This is a genomic window from Microbacterium sp. B35-04, assembly GCF_010634885.1.
Taxonomy (GTDB): domain Bacteria; phylum Actinomycetota; class Actinomycetes; order Actinomycetales; family Microbacteriaceae; genus Microbacterium.
Window position 1 is genome coordinate 1 of record NZ_MWLP01000071.1, and the last position, 22757, is coordinate 22757.

The following is a 22757-nucleotide window of genomic DNA, read 5'->3' on the forward strand; positions in this document are numbered from 1 at the left end:
TGGTGGCCCGACTTGCTGCCGTAGAAGACGACCTTCCGCTCCTCGCCGTCCACCGTGATGTCGGCCAGTGTCGGCGGGTGGGCGTTGTCCATGTCCCACACGTCGTGATGGATCGACTGGTAGTGCCACTTGTAGGCGCCGGTTGCGGCGTCCACCGCCACGATCGTGCTCGAGAACAGGTTGTCGCCCGGCCGGAGCGACCCGTCCTGCGACGTGTTGCAGCTGCGGGCGTTGCCGAAGGTCATGTAGTACATGCCCAGCTCGGGGTCGACCGCGCCGTGCATCCACGATGTCGCGCCGCCCTCCTCGGAGCAGTCGGTGCCGTCCGGGAGCACCGGCCCCCACGTCTCGGACGGGTCGAACGTGATGCCGTCCACGCCGGTGTACTGCTCGCCGCGCGGCGGTCCGCCGAAGAAGTGCCACCGGTACGATCCGTCGCTCGCATCCAGTGCGACGACGGCGCCGCGGTCGCCGTCCGCGGCGTGCGCGTAGACGATGCCGTCGTAGTAGACGGTCGCGACCTTGCCGACGCGTCCGAGATCCTCACCGTCGGCGCCGGTCGGCTGCGCCGCCCACACCTCTGCGCCGGTGGCCTGGTCCAGCGCGACGACGCGGTTGCCGCCCGCCAGCGTGAAGATCTTGCCGTCACCGGCCGAGACGCCGCGGCGCGTGCCCGACAGCCCGTAGACGGTGTTCTCCCACTTCCAGACGGGCTCGCCGCTCGCACCGTCGACGGCGATCACCCCGCCGCTCGGAGTGTCGAGGTAGATGACGCCGTCGACGACGATCGGGGTCGTCTGCTGCCCGGTGTCGTCGCTGGCCGGCGCGACCGCCGACACGTGCGTGCGCCAGGTCGGCGCGAGCTCTCCGAGGTTCTCCCGCGTGATCTGCGTGAGGCCGGAGTAGTGCTGGTTGCCGAGGTTGCCCCCGACCGTGGGCATGTCGGCACCGGTGGGTTCGAGACCTGTCAGCCCTGCCGGCGGGACCGGCTCGGCCGGTCTGGTCAGTCCGTAGGCGGGTGAGGCCGCGACCGCGAGCACTGCCACCAGTGCCCCGATTCCCGCAGCCGCCACCTTCGTGGTCAGTCGTTTGCGCATCCCTTGCTCCTTGATCGTCTTCGATCCGGCGCCGGGTGGCGCGTGCCCGCCGGCGCCCCTGTGGGGAATGCCGTCCGGCTGCCGACCCTGGGGGATCGGCCGCACCGGCCAGCGCTCGGACGCTAAACCCCGGGCCGAGGAGGCGGCAACCGTGCGACCCATCGAGTGGTACAACCCCCGGCTCCGGCTCGGGTGAGAGGCCCCTGCCGCCGAGGGCTTTCTGCCCAGTGGGACACTCGTTGTCTGCGGCGACGTCGTCTGCCTACCATGCGGCGTCGGCATCAATGCCCATGGACGGAGTCGTCATGGCCGCTTCAGCAGCATCCACCCCCCTGTCAACCGCGCAGCAGGAAGAGCTCGACGCGGTCTTCGACCGGGCGCGGGCGGCACTCGCCGTCATCGAGACCTACGATCAGGATCGCGTCGATCGCCTGATCCGTGCCGTCGCGTGGGCGGTGGCGAATCGCTCGTCGTTCCACCGGCTGGTGGGGATGGGCATCGAGGAGTCCGGCCTCGGCGACTTCGACAGCCGCATGAACAAGCGGATGAAGATCCGCGGCGTCCTTCGCGACGCGTTGCGCAGTCCCTCGGTGGGCATCATCGAGGAGGACCGCGAGAAGGGGCTCGTCAAGTACGGCAAGCCGGTCGGCGTGATCGGCTGCGTCGTCCCGACGACGAACCCCGACCTCACGCCCGCCGGCAACGCGATCTATGCGATCAAGGCGCGCGACGTCGTGGTGTTCTCGCCGCACCCGCGTTCGAAGCACACGACGTTCGAGACGGTCCGGCTGATGCGCGAGGCGCTCGAGGCGGAGGGTGCTCCCGCCGACATCCTGCAGTGCATCACACTGCCGAGCCTCGCCGCCTCGCAGGAGATCATGCGCCGCTCCGACCTCGTCATCGCCACCGGCGGCCAGGGACTCGTCCGCGCGGCGTACAGTTCGGGAACCCCGGCGTACGGCGTGGGCGCGGGCAACGCGACCGAGTTCGTCGACGAGACCGCCGACCTCCGCGAGACCGCGCGCAACTGCATGCTCTCGAAGACCTCGGACTTCGGCTCGGGCTGTTCCGCCGACGGCAACGTGCTGGTGCCCGCGTCCCGGTACCGCGAGATGATCGAGGCGCTTCGGGCCGAAGGCGGGTATCTTGCGACCGCCGGGCAGCGGGCCGCACTGCAGGCTGTGATGTGGGATGCCGAGGGCCACCGGCTCGCCGACACGGTGGCGATCTCGCCTCAGCAGCTCGCGCGGGCCGCGGGATTCGACATCCCGTCGGAGAGCCGGTTCATCGTGGTCGAGGGAGACGGGATCGCCGAGGACCGGCAGTTCTGCAAGGAGAAGCTGACCACCCTGATGGCGGTCCACGCGTACGAGGGTGGCTTCGAGGACGGCGTCGAGCTCGCCAAGCGGCTCTACGAGATCGGCGGCAAGGGCCACTCGTGCGGCATCGCGTCGACCGACGATGCGCACATCGACTACTTCGCACGGCACATGCCCGTCTCGCGCATCATGGTGCGGCAGCCGAACTCGAAGGCGAACGCCGGGTCGTTCACGAACGGGATGCCGATGACCTCGTCGATGGGATGCGGCACCTGGGGCGGCAACATCACGTCCGAGAACGTGTCGCTCCGTCACTACCTGAACACGACGTGGGTCTCGCGCACGATCGAGGAGGATCGGCCTACCGACGAGGAGCTGTTCGGCGAGTTCTACGACCCCGCACTGGAATCGGCCGAGGCTGCGGCGGCCACGCCATGAGCGCCGCCGAAGACCGCGGCCCCGAGAGCGGGATGTCAGCCGAGGAGCTCGTGGACGAGGCGCGGCGATGGTGGCAGACCGACATTATCGACATCCATCCCGGCGAGATCGCGCTGCGCGGCTACCCGATCGAACAGCTCATCGGCAACGTCGGATTCGTCGAGACGATCTGGCTCATGCTGCGGGGCGAACTGCCCTCGCGGGCGCAGGCGACGCTGCTCGAGTCCGCCCTGGTGGCCTCCGTCGACCACGGACCGCAGGCTCCGTCGATCGCGATCGCCCGAATGGCGACGACGTGCGGCGTGCCGGTGAACGGCGCCATGGCGTCGGCGATCAACGTGCTCGACGACATCCACGGCGGCCCGGGGCAGCAGTGCATGGAGCTGTACCTCGAGATCGACGCCGAGTGCGAGCAGGGGCAGGAGCTCGAAGAAGCCGTCCGCCTCGTCCTGGAGCGCCGGCGGGATGCGGGCGTGACCTACATCCCCGGATTCGGGCACCGGTTCCATCCGCTCGACCCGCGCACCCCCCGGCTGCTGTCGCTGGTCGACGCCGCGGCGGCGGACGGCACGGTGAGCGGACGGTTCGCGACGATCGGGCGCGCCGTCGAGGCGGCCATCGGCGCCGGAAAGCCCCGGCCCGTCCCGATGAACGTCGACGGAGTGACCGCCGTCATCTACTGCGAGCTCGGCTTCACCCCCGAGCTCGGGCGCGGCGTGTTCATCCTCGCGCGCTCGGTCGGCATCCTGGCGCACGCCAGCGAGCAGATGGTCCAGGGCGGCCGCATCAAGGGGCCGCTGCCCAAGTCCATCGGATACACGTACACGGGCCCGGCGCGCCGATCGGTCGCGGGCGCCGGCGACGAGAGAAGGAGCACCCCATGAGGGACCTGGTTTCGAACCAGATCGTTCGCTACCTGGAAGCACGCGACGTCGAGCACGTCTTCGGCCTCTGCGGTCACACGAACATCGCGCTGCTGGCCGCGCTCGAGAAGAGCGATCAGATCTCCTTCGTGAACGTGCGGCACGAGCAGATCGCGGCGCACGCGGCGGACGGCTACGCGCGGGCGGCCCGGCGCACCGGGGTCGTCCTCACGCATCTCGGTCCCGGTCTGACCAACGCCACGACCGGTGTCGCGAACGCGGCGCTGGACTCGATTCCGATGGTCGTCATCGCGGGCGACATACCGACCCACTACTTCGGCAAGCACCCGCACCAGGAGATCAACCTCCACGCCGATGCCGCGCAGTATGAGATCTACCGCCCCTTCGTCAAGCGGGCGTGGCGCGTCGATCAGCCGCACCTGATCGCCGAGGTGCTCGACAAGGCGTTCACGCTGGCGGAGAGCGGGCGCCCAGGTCCCGTGCTCGTCGACGTGCCGATGGACGTGTTCTCGGCCGAGGTCGACGTCGCCCTGTTCGACAGGGTCGTCGGCAACACCCGCGCGCTCGCGAAGCCGGGCCTCGACGAGGCGGTCGCCGAGCGGATCGTGCAGAACCTGCTGGATGCCGAGCGGCCGGTGCTGTACGTCGGTGGCGGCATCGTCGCCGCCGGCGCGGCACCCGAGCTCGCCGAATTCGCCGGGCTGCTCTCGCTTCCCGTCGCCCACAGCCTGATGGGCAAGGGCGCGGTGCCCGACGACAGCCCGCTGGTGCTCGGGATGACGGGGTTCTGGGGAACGGCGTTCACCAACGAGACCACCCGGACCGCGGACTGGATCCTCGCGCTGGGCACGCGGTTCGCGGAAGCGGACTCGAGCTCCTGGTATGCGGAGTACACCTTCGACATCCCGGGTACGAAGCTCATGCAGATCGACGTCGACCCGGCCGAGCTGGGACGCAACTACCCGCTCGAGATCGGCGCGCTGGCCGATCTCAAGTCGGCGCTGGCGATGCTGCTGCGGGTGGCCCGCCGGCTGGCTCCCGACGGCGTGCGGCGCACCGAGCTCTTGGCGCAGATCGCCGCGAACCGGGCGACGCTGAAGCTCCAGAACGCCGAGGCCCAGGCATCCGATGCGTGGCCGATGCGTCCCGAGCGGATCCTCTCCGAGACGAGGGAGGTGCTGCCGGCGGACGCGATCATCACCACGGACGTCGGCTGGAACAAGAACGGGGTGGGGCAGCAGTTCGACATCCTCACCCCCGGGAGCTTCCTCACCCCCGGGGGCTTCGCGACCATGGGCTTCGGCGGGCCGGCCGCGGTCGGCGCCAAGATGGCCTGCCCGGACCGCGTCGTGGTCTCGCTCGTGGGCGACGGCGGCTTCGGGCAGAATCCGGCGGTGCTCTCGACCGCCCGCGAGCAGGGCATCGCGGTGGTCTGGGTCGTGATGAACAACAACGCCTTCGGCACGATCGCCGGCCTCGAGAAGGCGGCCTTCGACACGACCTACGGGACGGTGTTCGGCAGCGCCGACGACCCGCTGTACACCGACTTCGCCGCGATCGCCGAGGCCTATGGTGTCACCGGCATCAAGGTCGAGTCTGCGGCGGAGTTCAAGCCCGCGCTCGAGCGGGCCATCGCGCTCGAGCGTCCCGTCGTGATCGATGTGTCGATGGTCAACGTGCCGACGCCCACGTCAGGTCATTGGAACATCCTCGACATCTACGCCCCCGGCGAGACCGTGGAGCACGTCGCCACCCCCTGACCCGTCGCACACGGCGACGAACCGATTCGTGAGGCGGTCCGATCATGTACACCGCACGCCGATCATGAGCCCGGCACAGCGCGTGCTGGACGTGTCGATCTCGACCGTGTGCCTGTCGGGCACGATCGAGGACAAGCTCCGTGCCGCGGCCGCGGCCGGCTTCTCGGGCATCGAGATGCTCGAGTACGACCTCATCATGTCGACGTGGTCTCCCGGGCGGGTGGCCCGGGAGGCCACGGACCTCGGCCTCTCGGTCGAGGTCTATCAGCCGTTCCACGTCGAGACGGTTCCGCCGGACCGTTTCGGTGCTGCCCTCCGCCGCGCCGAGCGCAAGTTCGAGCTGCTCTCCGAACTCGGGGCCGGCGTGCTGGTGTGCTGTTCGTCGAGGACGGACGACGGCGTCGATGACGACGGCCTGACGGCGGAGCAGCTGCACGCTCTGGCCGAGCGGGCCGCGCAGAGCGGCGTTCGCCTGGCGTATGAGGCTGTGCCGTGGGGCCGGGTTCGCACGTACGAGCACGCGTGGCGTCTCATCGAGGAGGTCGACCACCCCGCACTCGGGCTCTGTCTCGACAGCTTCCACGTCCTCTCGCCCGCCAACGACGCGAACGCCGTGTCGCGAGTGAGCGCCGACAAGGTCTTCCACGTCCAGCTGGCGGACGCGCCCCGTCTCGACATGGACGTCCGGGAGTGGAGCCTCCACTACCGGATGTTCCCCGGCCAGGGCGCCCTCGATGTCGCCGGCTTCCTCGGCCGTCTGCTGTCGACGGGCTACTCGGGGCCCATTGCGATCGAGGTCTTCAACGACATCTATCAGCAGGAGGATCCCCGGCACGCCGCCATCGATGCGATGCGCTCGATGCGGGCGCTGGCCGAGGCGGTGGCCGCGCGCGACCCCGACGATGCGCCCGCTCCGCTCGCCGGTGGCGAGCTGCCCCCGGCTCCCCGACTCGAGGGTTTCGCATTCGCCGAGCTCGCGGTGGACCAGGTCTCGGGGCCGCTCGTCTCGCGAGCCCTCGCCGGCCTGGGCTTCTCGCACGTGGGGGAGCACCGTTCCAAGCCGGTGCAGCTGTGGCAGCAGGGCGAGGCCCGCGTGCTCCTCAACTCCGCCCCGGAGCGTTCCATCGACCCCGCCACTGCGGCGATCTGCGCCCTGGCGGTGCAGACGGCCGATGCCGCCGCGTCGATGCGGCGGGCCGAGAGCCTGCTGGCGCCGAAGCTCGCCCGTCGCCGGGCGCCGGACGAGACCGATCTCGCGTCGGTGGCGACGCCGGACGGCACCGCGCTGTTCTTCTGCGACGCCACCGGGGGCACCCCCTGGATCGAGGATTTCGCGCCGATCGAGACCCCGACCGAGGCGGCCGGGGCCGACGCGTCACCGCTCCTGACTCGCATCGACCACGTATCGGTCACCGAGTCGATCGACGACTTCGACCAGTCCGCGCTCTTCTTCCACTCCGTGCTCGGCCTCGTCCCCCGGCCGCTGACGGAGATCACCGCACCCTTCGGCCTGATCCGCACATGGTCCGCCAGCGGTCCCGACGGCTGCGTCCGCGTCGCTCTCAGCACGAACCCGCTCCGGCGGGGCGACTGGTCGCCGGGTGTCACGAGCCCGCAGCTGGTGGCCTTCGCCACGGATGACGCCATCGCCTGCGCGAGGGCGGTCCGCGAGCGCCGGGCGCCCATCCTCGAGATGCCCGCGAACTACTACGACGACCTCGAGGCGCGGCTCGCGCTGCCCGCCGAGTTCGTCGCGGCGCTGCGCGAGAACTCGATCCTCTACGACCGCGACGCGCAGGGGGAGTTCCTGCACTTCTTCACAGAGATGCTCGGCTCGCGGGTCTTCTTCCAGGTGGTGCAGCGGATCCACGGCTACGACGGCTTCGGCGACCCGCGCAGCGTCGCTCTGCGCATGGCCGCCCATCGCCGGCAGCGGATGCGCACACTGGCGAGCGACCCGACCGAGTCGACGGTCGGGCATCGTCACGACTACTCGCTGGCCCACCTCACGGCGCTGAGTCTGTCGCCGCCGGAACTGGTGGATGCCGCGGCCGCCGCCGGATACCGCTACGTCGGCCTGCGCATGACCAAGGTCACCCCGCAGGAACCCCACTACCCGCTGGCGTACGACCCGGCGCTGATGCGCAGGACGAAGACGCATCTCGCGGCGACCGGGGTGGAGGTGCTAGACATCGAACTGGCGCGCATCACCTCGGGCGACAGCCCCCGCGACTACCTGCGCTTCCTCGAGGCCGGTGCGGAACTGGGAGCGCGCCACGTCATCGCCCAGCTGCCCGACTCGGACTTCGCCCGCAAGACGGATCGCTTCTCGGAGCTCTGTCAGCTGGCGCTTCCTCTGGGCCTCACGATCGACCTCGAGTTCCCGTCATGGACGGAGACGCCCGACCTCGCGGAAGCGACGCGCGTCCTGCGAGCGGCGGATCAGCCGAATGCGGGCCTGCTCATCGACCTGCTGCACTTCGCCCGCTCACGGTCGAGTGTGGAGGATCTGCGGGAGCTTCCGCCCGAGTGGTTCCACTACGCGCACGTGTGCGACGCCCCCGCAGAGATCCCGGCGACCACTGCCGAGTTGATCCACACCGCACGCTTCGAGCGGCTCTTCCCGGGCGAGGGGGGCATCGACATGCTCGGCATCCTCGATGCCCTCCCTGCCGGTCTCCCGTTCGCGCTCGAGATTCCGCGAGCGACGCTCGTCGCGCAGGTCGGCGGGAAGGAGCACGCCCGCCTCGCGATCGCCGCCGCTCGCCGCCACCTCGACGCCGCGGAGCTTCCCGGTCGTCGTGATCAGGATCAGCTTCAGGTCTGACTTTGCCGATGGCGCCCGCGCCCGCGCCGGCGCCGGCGCGGCGGTCTTCCTCGCCGCGTACCGGCCCCGCGCCACCGCCTCGCCCGGCTGATACGGTGCCGGAACGGAGACGGCCTCCCGCCGTCTGACGCCCGCACCCCGGATGGGAGAAGCCATGGACGACCTCAGGTTCACGAGCCGGGCCACCTCGCTGCTCGTGCTGCACGCCGGCCCCGGGTTCATCATCCCCAACGCGTGGGACGCGGGGTCTGCCCGCATCCTCGAGCAGGTGGGATTCCCCGCCATCGCGACCACGAGTGCGGGAATCGCCTGGGCGTGCGGCGTCGCCGATGGGAACGCGCTGGATCCCGACACCATGTTCGAGCGGGTCGCCGAGATCGTGGCTGCGGTCGGCGTGCCGGTCAGCGCCGACCTCGAGGCGGGCTACGGCGACTCGCCGGCCGAGGTCGGCCGTACCGTGGCGCGGGCGGCGAGGCTGGGCGTCGCGGGCGCGAACATCGAGGACGCCCAGGACGGCCGGCTCTTCGGTATCGAGGAAGCGGTGCAGCGGCTGGCCGCGGCGCGGGCGGCGGCGCGGCCCGGCACCTTCGTGCTGAACGCTCGCACCGACACCTACCTCGGCAGTGTCGCCGGCGACCCGTTCGAGGAGACCGTCGAGCGCGCCCGCCGGTACGTCAGCGCCGGCGCGGACTGCATCTTCGTGCCGGGGGTGAACGACGAGGAGACCATCCGGCGCCTCGCGGACGCCGTCCCCGCACCACTCAACGTCGTCGCCGGGCTCGCCTCGAACGTCATCCCGGCGCACACGCTGTTCGGGCTCGGGGTGTCCCGGGTGAGCGTCGGCGGCAGCATCGCCCGCGCCGCACTCAGTCTCGTCGAGCGCGCCGGACGCGAACTGAAGGAGTCCGGCACGCTCGGCTTCCTCGACGGCGCCCTCGGCTATGCCGAGATGCAGCGCCGCTTCGGCGCCTGAGCCGCGCGCGTCCCGACTATCGGCCGGCGCGGTCGCGCTGCCGCGGCCGTCGGCCGCCGGGCTCCGGCGCCGCGTCGCCCTGATCGACCGCACTGCGCTGCTCCGCTTCGAGGCGCTCGGCCTCTTCGCCGCCGATCGCCTCGCCACGGGCGACGAGCCCGGCGACGTCCGACAGCGGGATCTCCTTGAGGAAGAGCGCCAGGATGAACGCGACGGCGATGAACGGCACCAGGTACCAGAACACCGGCGCCAGCGCGTCGGCGTAGGCGTCGACGACTCCGGTGCGCACCGCGTCGGGCAGCGTGCTCAGCACCGACGGGTCGATGGTCGAGGTCGCCTCTCCGGCCTGCTCGGGGCTTGCTCCGGCATCCGTGAACACCGTCGTCAGGTTCTCGGTGAGACGCGTGGTGAACAGCGTGCCGAACACGGCGATGCCGAGCGCGGCGCCCATCTCGCGGAAGTAGTTGTTCGTCGACGTGGCGGTGCCGAGATCGGATGCGGGCACGGCGTTCTGCACGACGAGCACGACGACCTGCATGATGCAGCCGAGTCCGACGCCGAACAGGAACAGGTAGGTGCAGATCAGCCAGATCGGGGTCGAGGCCGTCAGCGTCGTCATCAGGATCATCGCGACGCCGACGATGATCGTGCCGATGATCGGGAACACCTTGTACTTGCCGGTCTTCGTGATGAGCAGACCCGCGGCGATCGACGTGCCCATGACGCCGACCATCATCGGCAGCATGAGAAGACCGGATGCCGCAGCCGACGTGCCTGACGACATCTGAAGGAACGTCGGCACGAAGCCGAGCGCGGCGAACATGCCGATGCCGATCGCCATGCCGATCGCGGTGGCGTTGACGAAGATCGGGTTGCGGAACATCGACAGTGGCATGATCGGGTCGGCCGCACGCGACTCGGTGAAGACGAACAGCCCGGCGGAGGCGACGAGACCGGCGCCCCACGCCCACGTCGCCGTCGATTCCCAGCCGTGGTCGGCCGAGCCGCCGAAGTCGGTGAAGAAGATGAGGCAGGTCGTCGCCGCCGACAGGAACAGCACACCCAGCCAGTCGATGGGCTTCTCAGCCTTCTTGTTCGGCAGCTTCAGGGCGAACACGGCGACGAAGAACGCTGCGATGCCGATCGGGATATTGATGTAGAACGCCCACTGCCAGGTGAGGTGGTCGACGAAGAATCCGCCGAGAAGGGGTCCGGCGACGGCTGCGAGGCCGAAGATGCCGCCGATGGGGCCGAGGTACTTGCCGCGCTGGTCGGCGGGCACGATGTCGGCGATGATCGCCTGCGACAGGATCATGAGTCCGCCACCGCCGACGCCCTGGAGGGCCCGGAAGACCACGAACATCCAGAAGTCGGTCGCGAAGGCGCAGCCCACCGAAGCCAGGGTGAAGATCGCGATCGCCGCCATGAACAGCCGGCGCCGGCCGAGCACGTCGCCGAACTTGCCGTAGATCGGCATGACGATCGTCGTCGCGAGGATGTACGCGGTCGTGATCCACACCTGGTGCGAGACGCCGCCCAGCTCGCCGACGATCGTGGGCATCGCGGTCGAGACGATCGTCTGGTCGAGGCTCGACAGCAGCATGCCCGCGATCAGGGCGGAGAAGATGATCCAGATGCGGCGCTGCGTCAGCAGGAAGGGTGCGTCGCCACCGGGCGTGACGGTCGGGATCGTGGCGGTCGTCATTCGGGGGTTCCCATCAGTGCGTTCTGTGTGGCGAAGAGGCTGCGTGCCGCGGCGACGCGCCTCTCGAAGATCTCGATGAAGGTGTCGTCGTTGCCGGGCTTCAGGAACTCGCCGGCCGCCGAGCGCACCAGTGCGCCGACGAGGTGGGACGCGACCTGCGCGCGCAGATCGCCCGACGGAAGGTGCTCGCGCTGCTCGATCAGTCGCGCGTCGAACTGCTCGCCCTCGGCGCCGAGTTCCAGCATGCGGGCGAGCAGGCGGGGCTCCTTCTCGACCGCGCGGAAGAGGTCACGCACCGTGTCGGGCGCGATGTCGAGGGCGCGCCAGCGCTCCTCGGCGAGCAGCGCGAGCTCGGTGAGCAGGTTGGGTGAGAGCCCGGGGCCGTCCGAGCCGCGGGCGAGGAAGCGGGCGATGGCGGCGGCATCCGATCGCTCCAGAGGGACGCCCAGCACCGCGTCGTCCTTCGAGGCGAAGTAGTTGAAGAACGTGCGCCGTGACACCGCAGCCTCGGTGCAGAGCTCCTCGACGGTGAACCCGGCGAGACCACGCTCGGCGGTGAAGCGGCGGGCAGAGCGGATGAGGGTGCGCGTGGTCTCGGAGCGTCGGCGCTCGCGGAGTCCATCTGCACTATCGGTCACGTCATGCAGTTTTGCACTCTAGGGGCGTGTGTGCAAATTTTGATCAGGTCGCCCGGCGCACCGTTGAGTCGCGGGGCAGCAGCTCGGGCAGCAGGTGCACGCGCTGCACCGGCCGCCGGCCGCCCTCGGCCAGTCGCGCGACCATCGTCTCGACCGCGAGCCGGCCGACGTGCTGCTTGGGCGGGCGGAGTGCCGTGATCGCGGGCTCGGCGCTCTCCGCCACCTCGTCGTCGTACGCCACGATCGCGAGGTCGTCGGGGATCGACCAGCCGTGGTCGCGCGCGTACTGCTCCAGCAGTACCGCCTGGGGGTCGTTGTGGATGAGCAGCGCGGTCGTCGCGGTCTCGCGGCACCGTCCGAGAAGCTCGGCGATGAGCACCTCGCGGGCGACGCCGTCGAGCGCGTCGAGGGTCGCATCGACGTCGACGAGGCACTCGAGGCCGAGCGCCGCCACGGCACGGTCCCAGCCGCGCCGCAGCTGCCACGAAGTGGGGGAGCCGGCGGACGTCAGGATGCCGACACGCCGGTGTCCGAGCGAGGCCAGGTGATCGGCTGCCAGCGAGCCGCCGAAGACGTGGTCGGTCGTGACCCACTCGAGCTTCGTGAGCGCGAGAGCGGAGGGCACGCGGCGCTCGGCGAGCACCACGGGGATCGGCAGCGCTTCGAGCCAGTGCAGCAGCGCCCGCCCGTCGGCTCCGAGCGTCTCGGGCGCCACGATGAGCCCGTGCAGGCTCCCCGATTCGACGAGCGACGAGATCTGGCGCCGCTGATCATCGACCGAATAGCTCGCTCCGCGGAGGATGAGCTGGACGCCGAGCTCCGTGGCGGCAGCGCGCGCCCCGATGATGATGTGCGGCCAGTAGTAGCTGAGCGACGGCACCACCATGCCCACCCGGAACCGGATCGGCGCGCCGGTGGCGGATGCGGGCACCGTCGTGTCGAGCCGGCTGCGCAGCGTCGCGCCGCCATGGACGCGTGTGACGAGGCCGCGGTCGGCGAGGTGGCCGATGTCGCGGCGGATGGTGAGTTCCGACACCCGGAGCTCCCGCGCGAGGTCCGTGACCCGGACCGAGCCGGTCCGGCGCAGCTCATCGAGGATGTGCTCGCGGCGTGACAGGCCGAAGGCAGGCGGGTCCGTGGGCGGCTCCATGATCGCCTCAGCGTACAACTGTGTGCGATTCGCTTCAAGCATGAACGAGTCTGTTCGATTGACTTCCGGCATCCGTCGCTCTCGATGGAGGATCTCGATGCGGGCACGGTGTCGTGCCCTTCGTGCGTCGCGGCCTGCCCCATGGCCTCGAGCGCGCGGAAGCAGCCCCGGAACGGAGAACCGCAGATGTCGGAGGCAAGGATGCCTCGTCCGAAGGACGACCGGAACACCCCTCGTCGCAGCACGCGATCCCTGCGGATCAGCCTCGCCGCGGTGACGGCGGCGCTGATCGCGTCACCGCTGGCGGTGCCGACGATGGCTCAGGCGGCGGTGACCGACCCGGTCGTCGTCAACGTCAACGGCGCTGACGTCGCCGCAGCAGCGCAGAACAAGAACGGGCTCACGTTCAAGGGCTTCGGCGTGCTGTCGGCGAACTCGACGAGTGCGCTGCTCCTCGACTACAAGTCGCAGCATCCAGAGAAGTACTGGGAGCTGATCGAGACGCTGTTCGGCGGCGACCACCCGATCATGAACACGGTCAAGATCGAGATGGGCAACGACCGCAACACCTCGACGGGGCCGAATGCGTCGACGATGCGCTCGCGCGACGAGTATCCGAACGTGCTCCGCGAACCGGGCTTCCAGCTCGCCGCCGACGCGCAGCTCGTGGCCCACGGCGACATCCACGTCAGCATCCTCCGCTGGAACCGCCCGGCGTGGGTGGCGAACGACGCCGACCAGTACATCTGGTTCAAGAACACCGTGATCGCGGCGTACCGCGAGTTCGGCGTGATGGTCGACTCGATCAACCCCGACACCAACGAGACCAGCAACCCCAACATCCAGCTCTACAAGACCTTCTCTGGCTGGGTCGCGAACGACGCCGCCGGGTACGAGGGCGCGAGCGCCGCCGACCCGAACAACGGCTTCGCGTCGGAGGAGGAGAAGAGCCTCTTCCGCGCCATCCGCACCGTCGCCGCCGACACGGTCGGCACACCCCCGGTCTCGTTCGGCAACGCGATGACGTCCCCCACGGACTCGTCGCTGCGCGACGCCGTCGACGTGGTCGGGTTCCACTACTCGAGTGCCGACGACAGCGCCGGCAACATGAAGAAGATCGCCGAGCAGCTCGACCAGGAGGTCTGGAACTCGGAGGGACAGTCGACCTTCTCGAGCTCGGCCGACCGCCCGAACAACAACGCGAGCAACGAGCAGGGCGGCTTCGGCACGCAGTTCGGCGGCACGAACAGCGCGCTCGAGATGGGCAACTGGGTCACGACCGGCTTCTCGGCCTCGCGACGTACTCTCAACATCTTCCAGCCGGCGATCGGGTCGTTCTACGACGGGTTCCAGTACTCGTCGAAGGAGCTCGTCAACGCCCGAGACCCGTGGTCGGGCTGGATGTACTACGACGGCGGCCTCGCCGTGATCGAGCAGTTCACGCAGTTCGCGAAGCTCGGGTGGGAGAACGCCGACAACACGGCGGGCATCTGGCGTGCCATCCCGCAGGCATCCAAGAGCGAGCTCGGCACCGGCAACCCGCCGAGTGGCGCGCGTGCGGGCGGGGCGTCGTACACGACGCTGGCCGCGCCTGACGCCTCGGACTTCTCGACGGTGGTCATCAACGACTCCAGCTTCACCAAGACCTATCGCGTCGTCCCGAACGGGCTGAACCTCGGCTCCGACCAGACGGCCGAGCTGTGGGAGACGCGCGCCGCCGACGACGGCGAATCCTACGACGCCAACTACCTGAAGCCGGTCGGCGAGGTCGCGCCCGCGGCCGACGGCTCGTACACCGTCACGGTCAAGCCGTGGTCGGCGCTCACGTTCACCACGCTCGACCACGCGACCGCAGGGGCGGGTGGCGAGCTCACCGCGAAGGACGGCTACGGCAGCTCGCTGCCGACGTCGAAGGAGTACACCGACGCCGAGGGCGGCCGGGATGTGCTCGACACCGACGCGAGCGGAAATGTCAACGGCGTGACCGACGACGCGTTCATCTACGCCGACGACTTCGACTACGCCGAAGCCGGCACGATCAAGGGCTACGACCCGGCGACGGGCCAGCTCGTCGACACCGGCGAGACGTTCCTCGGCAGCCGCGGCGCCGAGGCGAAGCCTGCAGGTACGCCCGCGGTCCAGAGCGAGGACTACGGCGCGACCCCCCGCTACACGAACGACACGAACGGCGCGTTCGAGTCGGTCGCGACGGTGTATTCCGGTGGAGAAGGGGATGCCGCACACGACCGGGTACTCCGCCAGCAGGTGGGCCCGGGTATGGCGGGCGGCGCGTGGAACGCCGGCGATCCCAAGACCACGATCGGCGACGCGCGCTGGGCGAACTACACCGTCTCGTCCGACGTGCTCTTCGAGGCGACCGGATCGCAGTACGCGACCATCGGCGCCCGTGAGCAGGGCGGCACGGCCAATGGGCAGAGCGTCTCGGCCGCCGAGCTGCGGGTCGACCCGGCCGGTGCCTGGACCTTCATGCGCTACGGCGCGACGCTGTCGAGCGGCAGCGTCGCCGGCACCCCGGCCGTCGCCTTCAAGACCGGCGCGGGCGTCTGGAACAACATCGCGGTGAAGGTCGCCGGCAACGTCTACACGGCGCTCATCAACGGTGTGCAGGTCGCGACGTACACGGATGCCGCACCGCAGGCCGCCGGACGGATCCAGCTGGGTTCGAGCTTCAGCTTCGTGCAGTTCGACAACCTGAAGGTCGAGACCGTGCCCGGCTACACGCCGTACTACGCGACGATCATCGACGGCATGCACCAGACCAGCTGGGACGACCGCTCCGTCCCGGTGCTGAAGTTCGATGCGAGCTGGAGCCACGTGAACGGGCAGGGCATGTTCGAGTGGCAGCGGACGGCGTCGAAGAGCACCGCCAAGGGCGCGGCGATGACGTACTCGTTCACCGGCACCGGCCTCGACATCATCGGCACGAACAACGGAGCGACGACCCTCGACGTGATCGTCGACGGCGTCACCGTGGCGGCAGCAGCCCCGACGTTTGCGGCGGGCAGCGAGAAGACGACGTTCATGCTGCGCGGGCTCGAGGACGCCGCGCACACCGTCGTCATCAAGACCGCCAACGATGCGTCGATCAACGTCGACGCGGTGGGCGTGATCACCGCGACTGCGGATTCCGCCGCGGTGGACACCGCGGCGCTCACCGCCGCGATCGACACCGTGAAGGGTCTCGACGAGAGCGAGTACAGCGCCGAGACGTGGGCCGTGTTCGCGGCGGTGCTCGCCGACGCGGAGTCGGCCGTCGCCGACCCGGTGGCGTACGGCCTCGATGCCGAGGGCTCGGCGGCGCTCGCCGCTCGCCTGACGGCGGCGGCCGACGGCCTGACGCCCAAGGACGTCAGTGCCGACGTGATCAACCTCGGTGTGGTGTCGATCACCTCGACCGATCGCGCGCTGCCGGCCGAGCTCACGCTCGCCGGTGTGCAGGCGAAGGTCACGTGGAGCCTCGGCTCCGTCGCCGCAGCGAAGACCACGGCTGAGCTCGGCACGTTCGCCGCGACCGGCCGTTCGACCGAGAAGCTCTCGTCCGGGGTGTACCAGCGCTTCAGCGCCACGGTGCTCGTGGTGCCGGCCGACCTGGAGTACTTCATCGACTCGGGCGCCTCGGGTGCCCCGGACGGATCGGTCTACGCCGCGGCCGCGGCATCCTTCCCGGAGCTGCTCAACGACACGAGCGACCAGAAGTGGGACGGCGCAGCGGTCGGCGAGACGTGGGGCTACTCCACCGCCGCGACGACGCTGGCTGCCGGCAACCCGCAGGACTGGGCCTCGTCGTACGTCGGCGCGGACTTCAACAAGCCGATCACCTACCACCTGACGCTGCCGGCCGGCTCGTACAACATCGTCGGCGTGCAGGCGCCGCGTGCGGGCCTGACGACCAACGTGTATTCCAAGGTGAAGGTCGCCGGCACCGAGACCACCAAGACCGCCGTGTCGACGGGCTCGGCTACGCCGGTCGCGCAGAAGCTCACGATCGATGCCGACGCGGTGGTGGACCTCGAGTTCGGCACGACGGGCACGAGCGGCTACAACGCCCGCCTCGCGCTGGTGTACGTGCAGAGCCTGCCGCGTGATCTCGGAGTGCAGGGCGCCCTGGGCGTCGACGACGAGCTGCCCGAGACGGTCGTCGTCGCGGGCACCGAGCGAGCCGTGGAGTGGGATGCCGCATCCGCCGCGCAGCCGCGCGCCGAGTACGCGAAGCTCACCGTGACGGGTCGCCTGACCGACTCCGATCAGGCTGTCGTCGCCGGCTTCGAGATCGTTCCTCCGGCGCTGGTGTACTACATCGACGCGGGCACCAGCGGTGCGGCCTCGCCGCAGTACACGGCGGTCGCCGGCTCGGTGGCGCTGCGCAACGACAAGGTCGACCAGGTCTCGACGGCCGCCGACCAGTGGGGCCACATCGCCGACGGCATGAAGACGAAGGGCACCACCGACATCAACGACAAGTACTCGACGGGTCTGTACCAGGACACGACGAAGCTCGTCTACCGGCTGCCGCTCGACGCGGGCACCTACACCCTCACCGGTGGGTTCACCGAGTGGTGGGGCGTGAACCGCGCGATGTACCAGACGGTGTCGGTCGCGGGAACCGAGCTCGCGAAGGGCACCGTGCCGCTATCGGGCTCGAACACGCCCATCGCCGCTCCGCTCACCTTCACGCTGACCGCTCCGGCCACCGTCGACTACCTCGTCACCAACGAGGGCGCCGGCAGCGAGAAGCCGGTCATCTCGTGGCTCGCGGTCGCCGACCAGACGCTGCCCGGCGCGCCGCAGAACGCGACGGCCACCCGTGCCGGCGACACCTCGATCACGGTCTCGTGGGATGCCTCGGCCCTCACCGGACCGGGATTCAGCGGGTACCGCGTCTACGAGGCGGGCGGCACCGACCCGGTGTGCGAGACGAGCGGCACGACCTGCACCGTGAAGGCGCTGGAGCTCGGTACCACGCACGCGTACGAGGTCGCGGGCGTGAACGCCATCGGTGAGGGCGAGCGGTCGGCGGCGACGGCATCCGTCACCCTGCCGGAGGTGCCGTCCGACGACGGCGCGAAGACGGCGCCGGGCAAGGGCGCGCTCTCGTCGAACGACGGTTGGGACACCGGCCTCGAGGACGGCACCTTCCAGGTCACGATGAACCTGTGGTGGGGCGAGAACGGGTCGCTGTTCAAGCTCTACCGCGACGGCGAGCTCGTCGCCAAGGTGCCGCTCACGATGATGACGCCCGGCGCGCAGCGCGCCGTTGTCGACATCGAGGGCCTTCCGAACGGCACCTACGTGTTCACGGGAGAGCTGGTGAACTCGAAGGGCACGACGGCGACCGCGCCGCTCACCGTCAAGGTCACCGATGCGTCGCCCGGCAAGCCCGTGCTGTCGGCCGACAACAAGGACGGCGACGGCAAGTACGTGGTCACGGCCGACCTGTGGTGGGGCACGAACGCCACGTCCTACCGGTTCCTCGAGAATGGCGCGGAGGTCGGAGCCGGGGCGCTGACCGCGGCCTCGCCCGACGCGCAGCGCGCGACGCTGCCGATCACCGGCAAGGCGAAGGGCACGTACACCTACACGGTGGAGTTCACGAACGCCGCCGGCACGACGGTGAGCGCGCCCCTCAAGGTGACCGTGACGAAGTAGGAGACGGATGCCGTTCATCGGCGGTTGAGCGGGAGAAGCGAGACGAAGCGCGCCCGGGGCTCTGCGGAGGCTCGGGGCGTTTCGTCTCGCTCGTTCCTCGCTCGCTCAACGACCGGGGGATGTGCATATCGGTCGTTGAGCGAGGGAGCGCCAGCGACCGAGACGAAACGCGTCGGGCCGACCCGCGGCGCCCGGCTCGGGGCGTTTCGTCTCGCTCGTTCCTCGCTCGCTCAACGACTGGGGGATGTGCATATCGGTCGTTGAGCGAGGGAGCGCCAGCGACCGAGACGAAACGCGTCGGGCCGACCCGCGGCGCCCGGCTCGGGGCGTTTCGTCTCGCTCGTCCCTCACTCGCTCAACGACCGGGGGCCGGGCTCAGCCTGTGACGCTGTCGAGCGTCTCGCCGAGGATCCGCGCGGCATCCGGGAATCGCCGGGGGTCGTCGCTCGAGTAGTTCAGGCGCACGTAGGGCCCAGAGGGCTCGGCCGGGAACCACTCGTCTCCGGCGGCGATGATGAGCCCCCGCGCCTCGGCCTCGCGCACGACGAGTGCGGCATCCGTGCCGTCCGGCAGTCGTGCCCAGAGATTGAGGCCACCCTTCGGCGTCGTCTCGATGTGGGCGGTCGGCGCGTGCTCCCGCACGCTGTCGCGCAGCAGGTCGCGCCGCACCCTCAGCTGCGGGCGCAGGCTCTTCAGGTGGGTGCGCCACGCGGGCTGCGTGACGACGTCGAGCGCTGCGGCCTGCAGCAGTCCGCTGACGTACATCGACTCGGCGGCGCGATCGGTGAGGATGCGCTCGCGCGCCGGGCCCCGAGCGATGACGGATGCCACGCGCAGCGCCGGCGACACGCTCTTGGTGAGCGAGCGCAGGTAGATGACGTGGCCGTCGTCGTCGTGTGCGGCGACGGGGCGAGGGTCGGCGTCGATCGCCAGATCATGCGCCCAGTCGTCCTCCACGAGGAAGGCGCCTCGCCGGCGGACGACCTCGAGGACGGCGTCGGCGGTCTCTGCCGTCCACTGCCCGCCGGTCGGGTTGGCGAACGTCGGCTGCGCGTAGAACGCCCGTGCGCCGGTGCGCTCCAGCGCCCGGTCGACCTCGTCGGGATCCGGACCGTCGGCGCCGGTCGGCACGGGAACCAGGATGACGCCCGCCTGCTCGGCCGCGAGCATGGCGCCCCAGTATGTCGGCGACTCGATGAGCAGCGGCTGCCCCGGCCCCACGACCGCGCGGAAGATCGACGACAGGCCGCTCTGGCTGCCCGAGATCACCAGCACGTCCCGTGCGGCGGGCGGCGTGATGCCGGCGGGAGCGCTCGCGGCCAGCTCGTGGGCGAACCACTCCTGCAGCTCGGGCATGCCCGTCACGGGCGAGCGGGTGATCGCCGCGCTCGAGCGCGCCGCGCGGGAGATCGCGGCGCGCACCGCACGCTCCGGCAGGAGATCGGATGCCGGATACCCGGAGTGCAGGCCGATGGCATCGGGTGCGACCGACCGCTGGGTCGAGGAGAGCATCGACAGCCGTGCCGGCGGCGCACCGAGCGCTCCCGCCTGCCAGCCGTAGTCGGCGGGCCGTGCCGACCGGACCGCCCGCACGAACGTGCCGATGCCGGGCCGGCTCTCGACCAGGCCGGCGTCGATGAGCGTGCGCATGGCCTTCTGCACGGTGACCGGGCTCGCCGAGTACTCGGCGACCAGCGCCCGGTTGGACGGGAGTCGCGCGCCCGGCGGGGCGGCTGCGATCCAGGCGCGGAGACCGACCGCGATGCGCGTGGTGCTATCCTGACTCATGACACAACAGAGTAGCGCTACTCTCCCGGATGCGCCGGTGCTACCGCGGTTGGCGGGCCTGGGATGGGGCTTCGTCGGCATCGTCGCCTTCTCGTTCACGCTGCCGTTCACGCGCGTCGCCGTCGGCGGTCTGTCGCCGCTCTTCATCGGAGCCGGCCGCGCCGTGGTCGCCGCGGCCCTCGCAGCCCTCGCGCTCTCGCTCACCCGGCAGCACTGGCCGAACGCGGTCCAGTGGGCGCGCCTCGCCGTCGTCGCAGCCGGCGTCGTGGTGGGCTTCCCGCTCCTGACGTCGTACGCGCTGCTCTCGGTGCCGGCGAACCACGCCGTCGTCGTGATCGGCCTCCTTCCCGCCGCGACCGCAGTGATGGCGGTGCTGCGGGGCAAGGAGCGCCCGGCCACTTCGTTCTGGGTGTTCGCGGGCCTCGGCGCCGTGGCGGCCATGACCTTCGCATCGCTGCAGAACGGCGGTCTCGGAGAGCTGCACGAGGCCGACCTGCTGCTGTTCTTGGCGGTGCTCCTCTGTGCCATGGGCTACGCGGAGGGCGGTCTGCTCGCCCGAGAGCTGGGCGCGTGGCAGACGGTGTCGTGGGCACTCGTGCTGGCCGCGCCGCTGATGATCGTCGCGACGATCGTGGCGGTCGTCCAGCAGCCGCCGGCTGCCACGCCGGTCGAGTGGGCGGCGTTCGCCTACCTTGCGGTGGTCAGCATGTTCCTGGGCTTCTTCGCCTGGTATCGCGGGCTGGCGATCGGCCCCATCGCGCAGGTCAGCCAGGTGCAGCTGATCCAGCCCGTGCTCGGCATCCTGTGGTCAGCCCTCTTCCTGCACGAGCGGATCGGACTGCCGACGCTGCTCGGCGGGCTCGCCGTCATCGCCTGCGCGGGCCTTGCCGTCCGCACCCGCCTCACCAGAAAGGAACCCTGATGCGACACACGCCGCGCTATCTCATGACCGACCCCGAGCAGGTCAAGGAGCTCATCCGCCGCCACCCGTGGGCGACCTTCGTCTCGCACACGGCCGATGGGCTGGTCGCGTCCCACTATCCGGTGCTCCTCGACGAGGAAGCCGACGACATCGTCGTGCTCAGTCACTTCGGCCGGCCCGACGACGAGCTGCACGAGCTCGGCCGGCACGAGGTGCTCGTGATCATCCAAGGGCCGCATGACTACGTGTCGCCGAGCTGGTACGCGCCCGGCGACCTCGTCCCGACCTGGAATCACGTCACCGCTCACCTGTACGGCACGCCGGAAATCCTCACAGAAGACGCGAACTACGCGATGCTCTCGCGGCTGACCGACCACTTCGAGGCGGGGCATCCGCACGGCCGCAGCCTCGACGAGGACGAGGCCGGCACGCGCCGCATCGCGAAGGGCACGGTCGGTCTGCGTCTGCGGGTCACGCGGTTCGACGCGCGGGCCAAGCTCAGCCAGAACAAGCCCGCGGAGGTGCGCGAGAACATCACGGACCACCTCGCCCCGCACAATCCCGCGCTCGCTGAGGCGATGCGGGACGTCGCGCCCTTGCCCGCCTCTCAGGCGCCCTCGGTTGCGAGCTGACCGACGCCGGCCGCCGTCTCGCCGGGTCGCGGGTGCGTCGCCGCCCACGAGGCGAGCAGGCGCAGGCGCTCGGCGGAGGGCGAGCCGGGCTCGGAGGTGTAGATGAGCATGACGTGGCCGGGCTCGGCGGTGAGCGCGAGCTCCTCGTAGGCGAGGGTGAGCTCGCCGACGACCGGGTGGTGGAAGCGCTTCGTGCCCGCGCCGTGCGTGCGGACGTCGTGCGCCGCCCAGAGCCGGCGGAAGGTCTCGCTGCGCGTCGACAGCTCGCCGACGAGTTCCTGCATGGCCGGGTCGTGCGGATCGCGGCCGGCCTCGGCCCTCATCACCCCGACGCACATCTCGGCGAACCGATCCCAGTCCGGGTAGAACTCCCGGGCCGCCGGATCCAGGAACTGGAAGCGCGCGAGGTTCGGCACGCGGCCGCCGTCGCCGATGACGGGGGAGTAGAACGCGCGGCCCAGCTCGTTCGTGGCGAGGAGGTTCTGGCGCGGGTCGCGGACGAACGCGATCCCGTCGGTGATCGACGCGAGCGCCCACTGCAGGCTGGGCCGTGCGGCCGCCGCCCGGCCGCCGCGACGGCGCGGCCGACCGCTGGTGGGGATGCCGTCGGCCGCGCGGGCGAGGTCGAGCAGGTGTGAGCGCTCCGCGTCGTCGAGCTGCAGGGCGCGCGCGATGGCGTCGAGCACCGACGCCGATGCGCCGGCGATGGCGCCCCGCTCGAGCTTGGCGTAATACTCCACGCTGACGCCTGCCAGGATCGCCACCTCGCCCCGGCGCAGCCCGGCGACCCGGCGGCCCGGCCCCGCGGCGATGCCGGCGGCGTCGGGCGTGACGCGGGCGCGGCGAGTCATCAGGAACTCGCGGACCTCGGCTCGATTGTCCATACGAGAAGGCTAGATCGGCTCCGGCGCGCGAGGGGTGCCTTGTCAATACACGTCTCATCAGGAACTCCCCCGG

Annotated in this window: 14 protein-coding genes; 8 read left to right on the top strand and 6 right to left on the bottom strand. The window is 70.4% G+C overall.

Going from position 1 to position 22757, the window contains the following annotated elements; genetic code table 11:
• A partial coding sequence (locus tag B1729_RS15455) for a PQQ-binding-like beta-propeller repeat protein (RefSeq protein WP_163633634.1) occupies positions 1-1097 on the bottom strand: 1097 nt, incomplete at its 3' end.
• Between the two features lie 305 nt (positions 1098-1402).
• Between B1729_RS15455 and B1729_RS15460 the strand changes: the two genes are divergently transcribed.
• From B1729_RS15460 to B1729_RS15480, 5 genes are all read left to right on the top strand, one after another.
• Positions 1403-2854 (top strand): aldehyde dehydrogenase family protein, encoded by a 1452-nt coding sequence (locus B1729_RS15460; RefSeq protein WP_163633636.1) that lies wholly within the window; start codon positions 1403-1405, stop codon positions 2852-2854.
• Complete coding sequence (locus tag B1729_RS15465; protein ID WP_163633638.1) at positions 2851-3738, top strand: citryl-CoA lyase; 888 nt, start codon at positions 2851-2853, stop codon at positions 3736-3738. The genes B1729_RS15460 and B1729_RS15465 overlap by 4 nt, the downstream gene beginning before the upstream one ends.
• Positions 3735-5498, top strand: coding sequence for a thiamine pyrophosphate-binding protein (locus B1729_RS15470; protein ID WP_163618532.1), 1764 nt, complete (start codon positions 3735-3737; stop codon positions 5496-5498). The genes B1729_RS15465 and B1729_RS15470 overlap by 4 nt, the downstream gene beginning before the upstream one ends.
• 64 nt (positions 5499-5562) lie before the next feature.
• Positions 5563-8325: a TIM barrel protein gene (locus B1729_RS15475; RefSeq protein WP_163633640.1), complete on the top strand. Its 2763-nt coding sequence runs from the start codon at positions 5563-5565 to the stop codon at positions 8323-8325.
• Between the two features lie 154 nt (positions 8326-8479).
• A complete protein-coding gene (locus B1729_RS15480) occupies positions 8480-9298 on the top strand; it encodes an isocitrate lyase/phosphoenolpyruvate mutase family protein (RefSeq protein ID WP_163633642.1) in 819 nt (272 codons plus the stop codon).
• A 16-nt stretch (positions 9299-9314) separates the two neighbouring features.
• On the opposite strand, the gene B1729_RS15485 is transcribed toward B1729_RS15480, so the two are convergent.
• The 3 genes from B1729_RS15485 to B1729_RS15495 are packed head-to-tail and all read right to left on the bottom strand — an operon-like array spanning position 9315 to position 12791.
• The gene (locus tag B1729_RS15485; protein WP_163618535.1) at positions 9315-11003 is read right to left on the bottom strand and encodes an MDR family MFS transporter; all 1689 of its coding nucleotides are present in this window, start codon (positions 11001-11003) and stop codon (positions 9315-9317) included.
• Positions 11000-11641, bottom strand: a complete 642-nt coding sequence (locus tag B1729_RS15490; RefSeq protein WP_163633645.1) for a TetR/AcrR family transcriptional regulator — start codon at positions 11639-11641, stop codon at positions 11000-11002. The genes B1729_RS15485 and B1729_RS15490 overlap by 4 nt, the downstream gene beginning before the upstream one ends.
• A gap of 43 nt (positions 11642-11684) precedes the next feature.
• Positions 11685-12791 (bottom strand): substrate-binding domain-containing protein, encoded by a 1107-nt coding sequence (locus B1729_RS15495; protein ID WP_163633647.1) that lies wholly within the window; start codon positions 12789-12791, stop codon positions 11685-11687.
• 201 nt (positions 12792-12992) lie between these two features.
• Between B1729_RS15495 and B1729_RS15500 the strand changes: the two genes are divergently transcribed.
• Positions 12993-18458: a family 16 glycoside hydrolase gene (locus B1729_RS15500; RefSeq protein WP_163633649.1), complete on the top strand. Its 5466-nt coding sequence runs from the start codon at positions 12993-12995 to the stop codon at positions 18456-18458.
• 375 nt (positions 18459-18833) lie between these two features.
• Here B1729_RS15500 and B1729_RS15505 read toward each other — a convergent pair whose 3' ends face one another.
• A complete protein-coding gene (locus tag B1729_RS15505) occupies positions 18834-20246 on the bottom strand; it encodes a PLP-dependent aminotransferase family protein (RefSeq protein WP_163633651.1) in 1413 nt (470 codons plus the stop codon).
• On the opposite strand from B1729_RS15505, the gene B1729_RS15510 reads away from it, so the two are divergent.
• Positions 20245-21168 carry an EamA family transporter gene (locus B1729_RS15510; RefSeq protein ID WP_163633653.1) on the top strand — a complete coding sequence of 308 codons (924 nt, stop codon included), beginning with the start codon at positions 20245-20247 and terminating at the stop codon, positions 21166-21168. The two genes, B1729_RS15505 and B1729_RS15510, sit on opposite strands and share 2 nt — an antisense overlap.
• Positions 21168-21800: an FMN-binding negative transcriptional regulator gene (locus tag B1729_RS15515; protein ID WP_163633655.1), complete on the top strand. Its 633-nt coding sequence runs from the start codon at positions 21168-21170 to the stop codon at positions 21798-21800. Before B1729_RS15510 ends, B1729_RS15515 begins: the two co-directional genes overlap by 1 nt.
• On the opposite strand, the gene B1729_RS15520 is transcribed toward B1729_RS15515, so the two are convergent.
• Positions 21776-22684 carry a helix-turn-helix transcriptional regulator gene (locus B1729_RS15520; protein ID WP_163633657.1) on the bottom strand — a complete coding sequence of 303 codons (909 nt, stop codon included), beginning with the start codon at positions 22682-22684 and terminating at the stop codon, positions 21776-21778. The genes B1729_RS15515 and B1729_RS15520 overlap by 25 nt on opposite strands.
• Between the last annotated feature and the right edge of the window lie 73 nt (positions 22685-22757).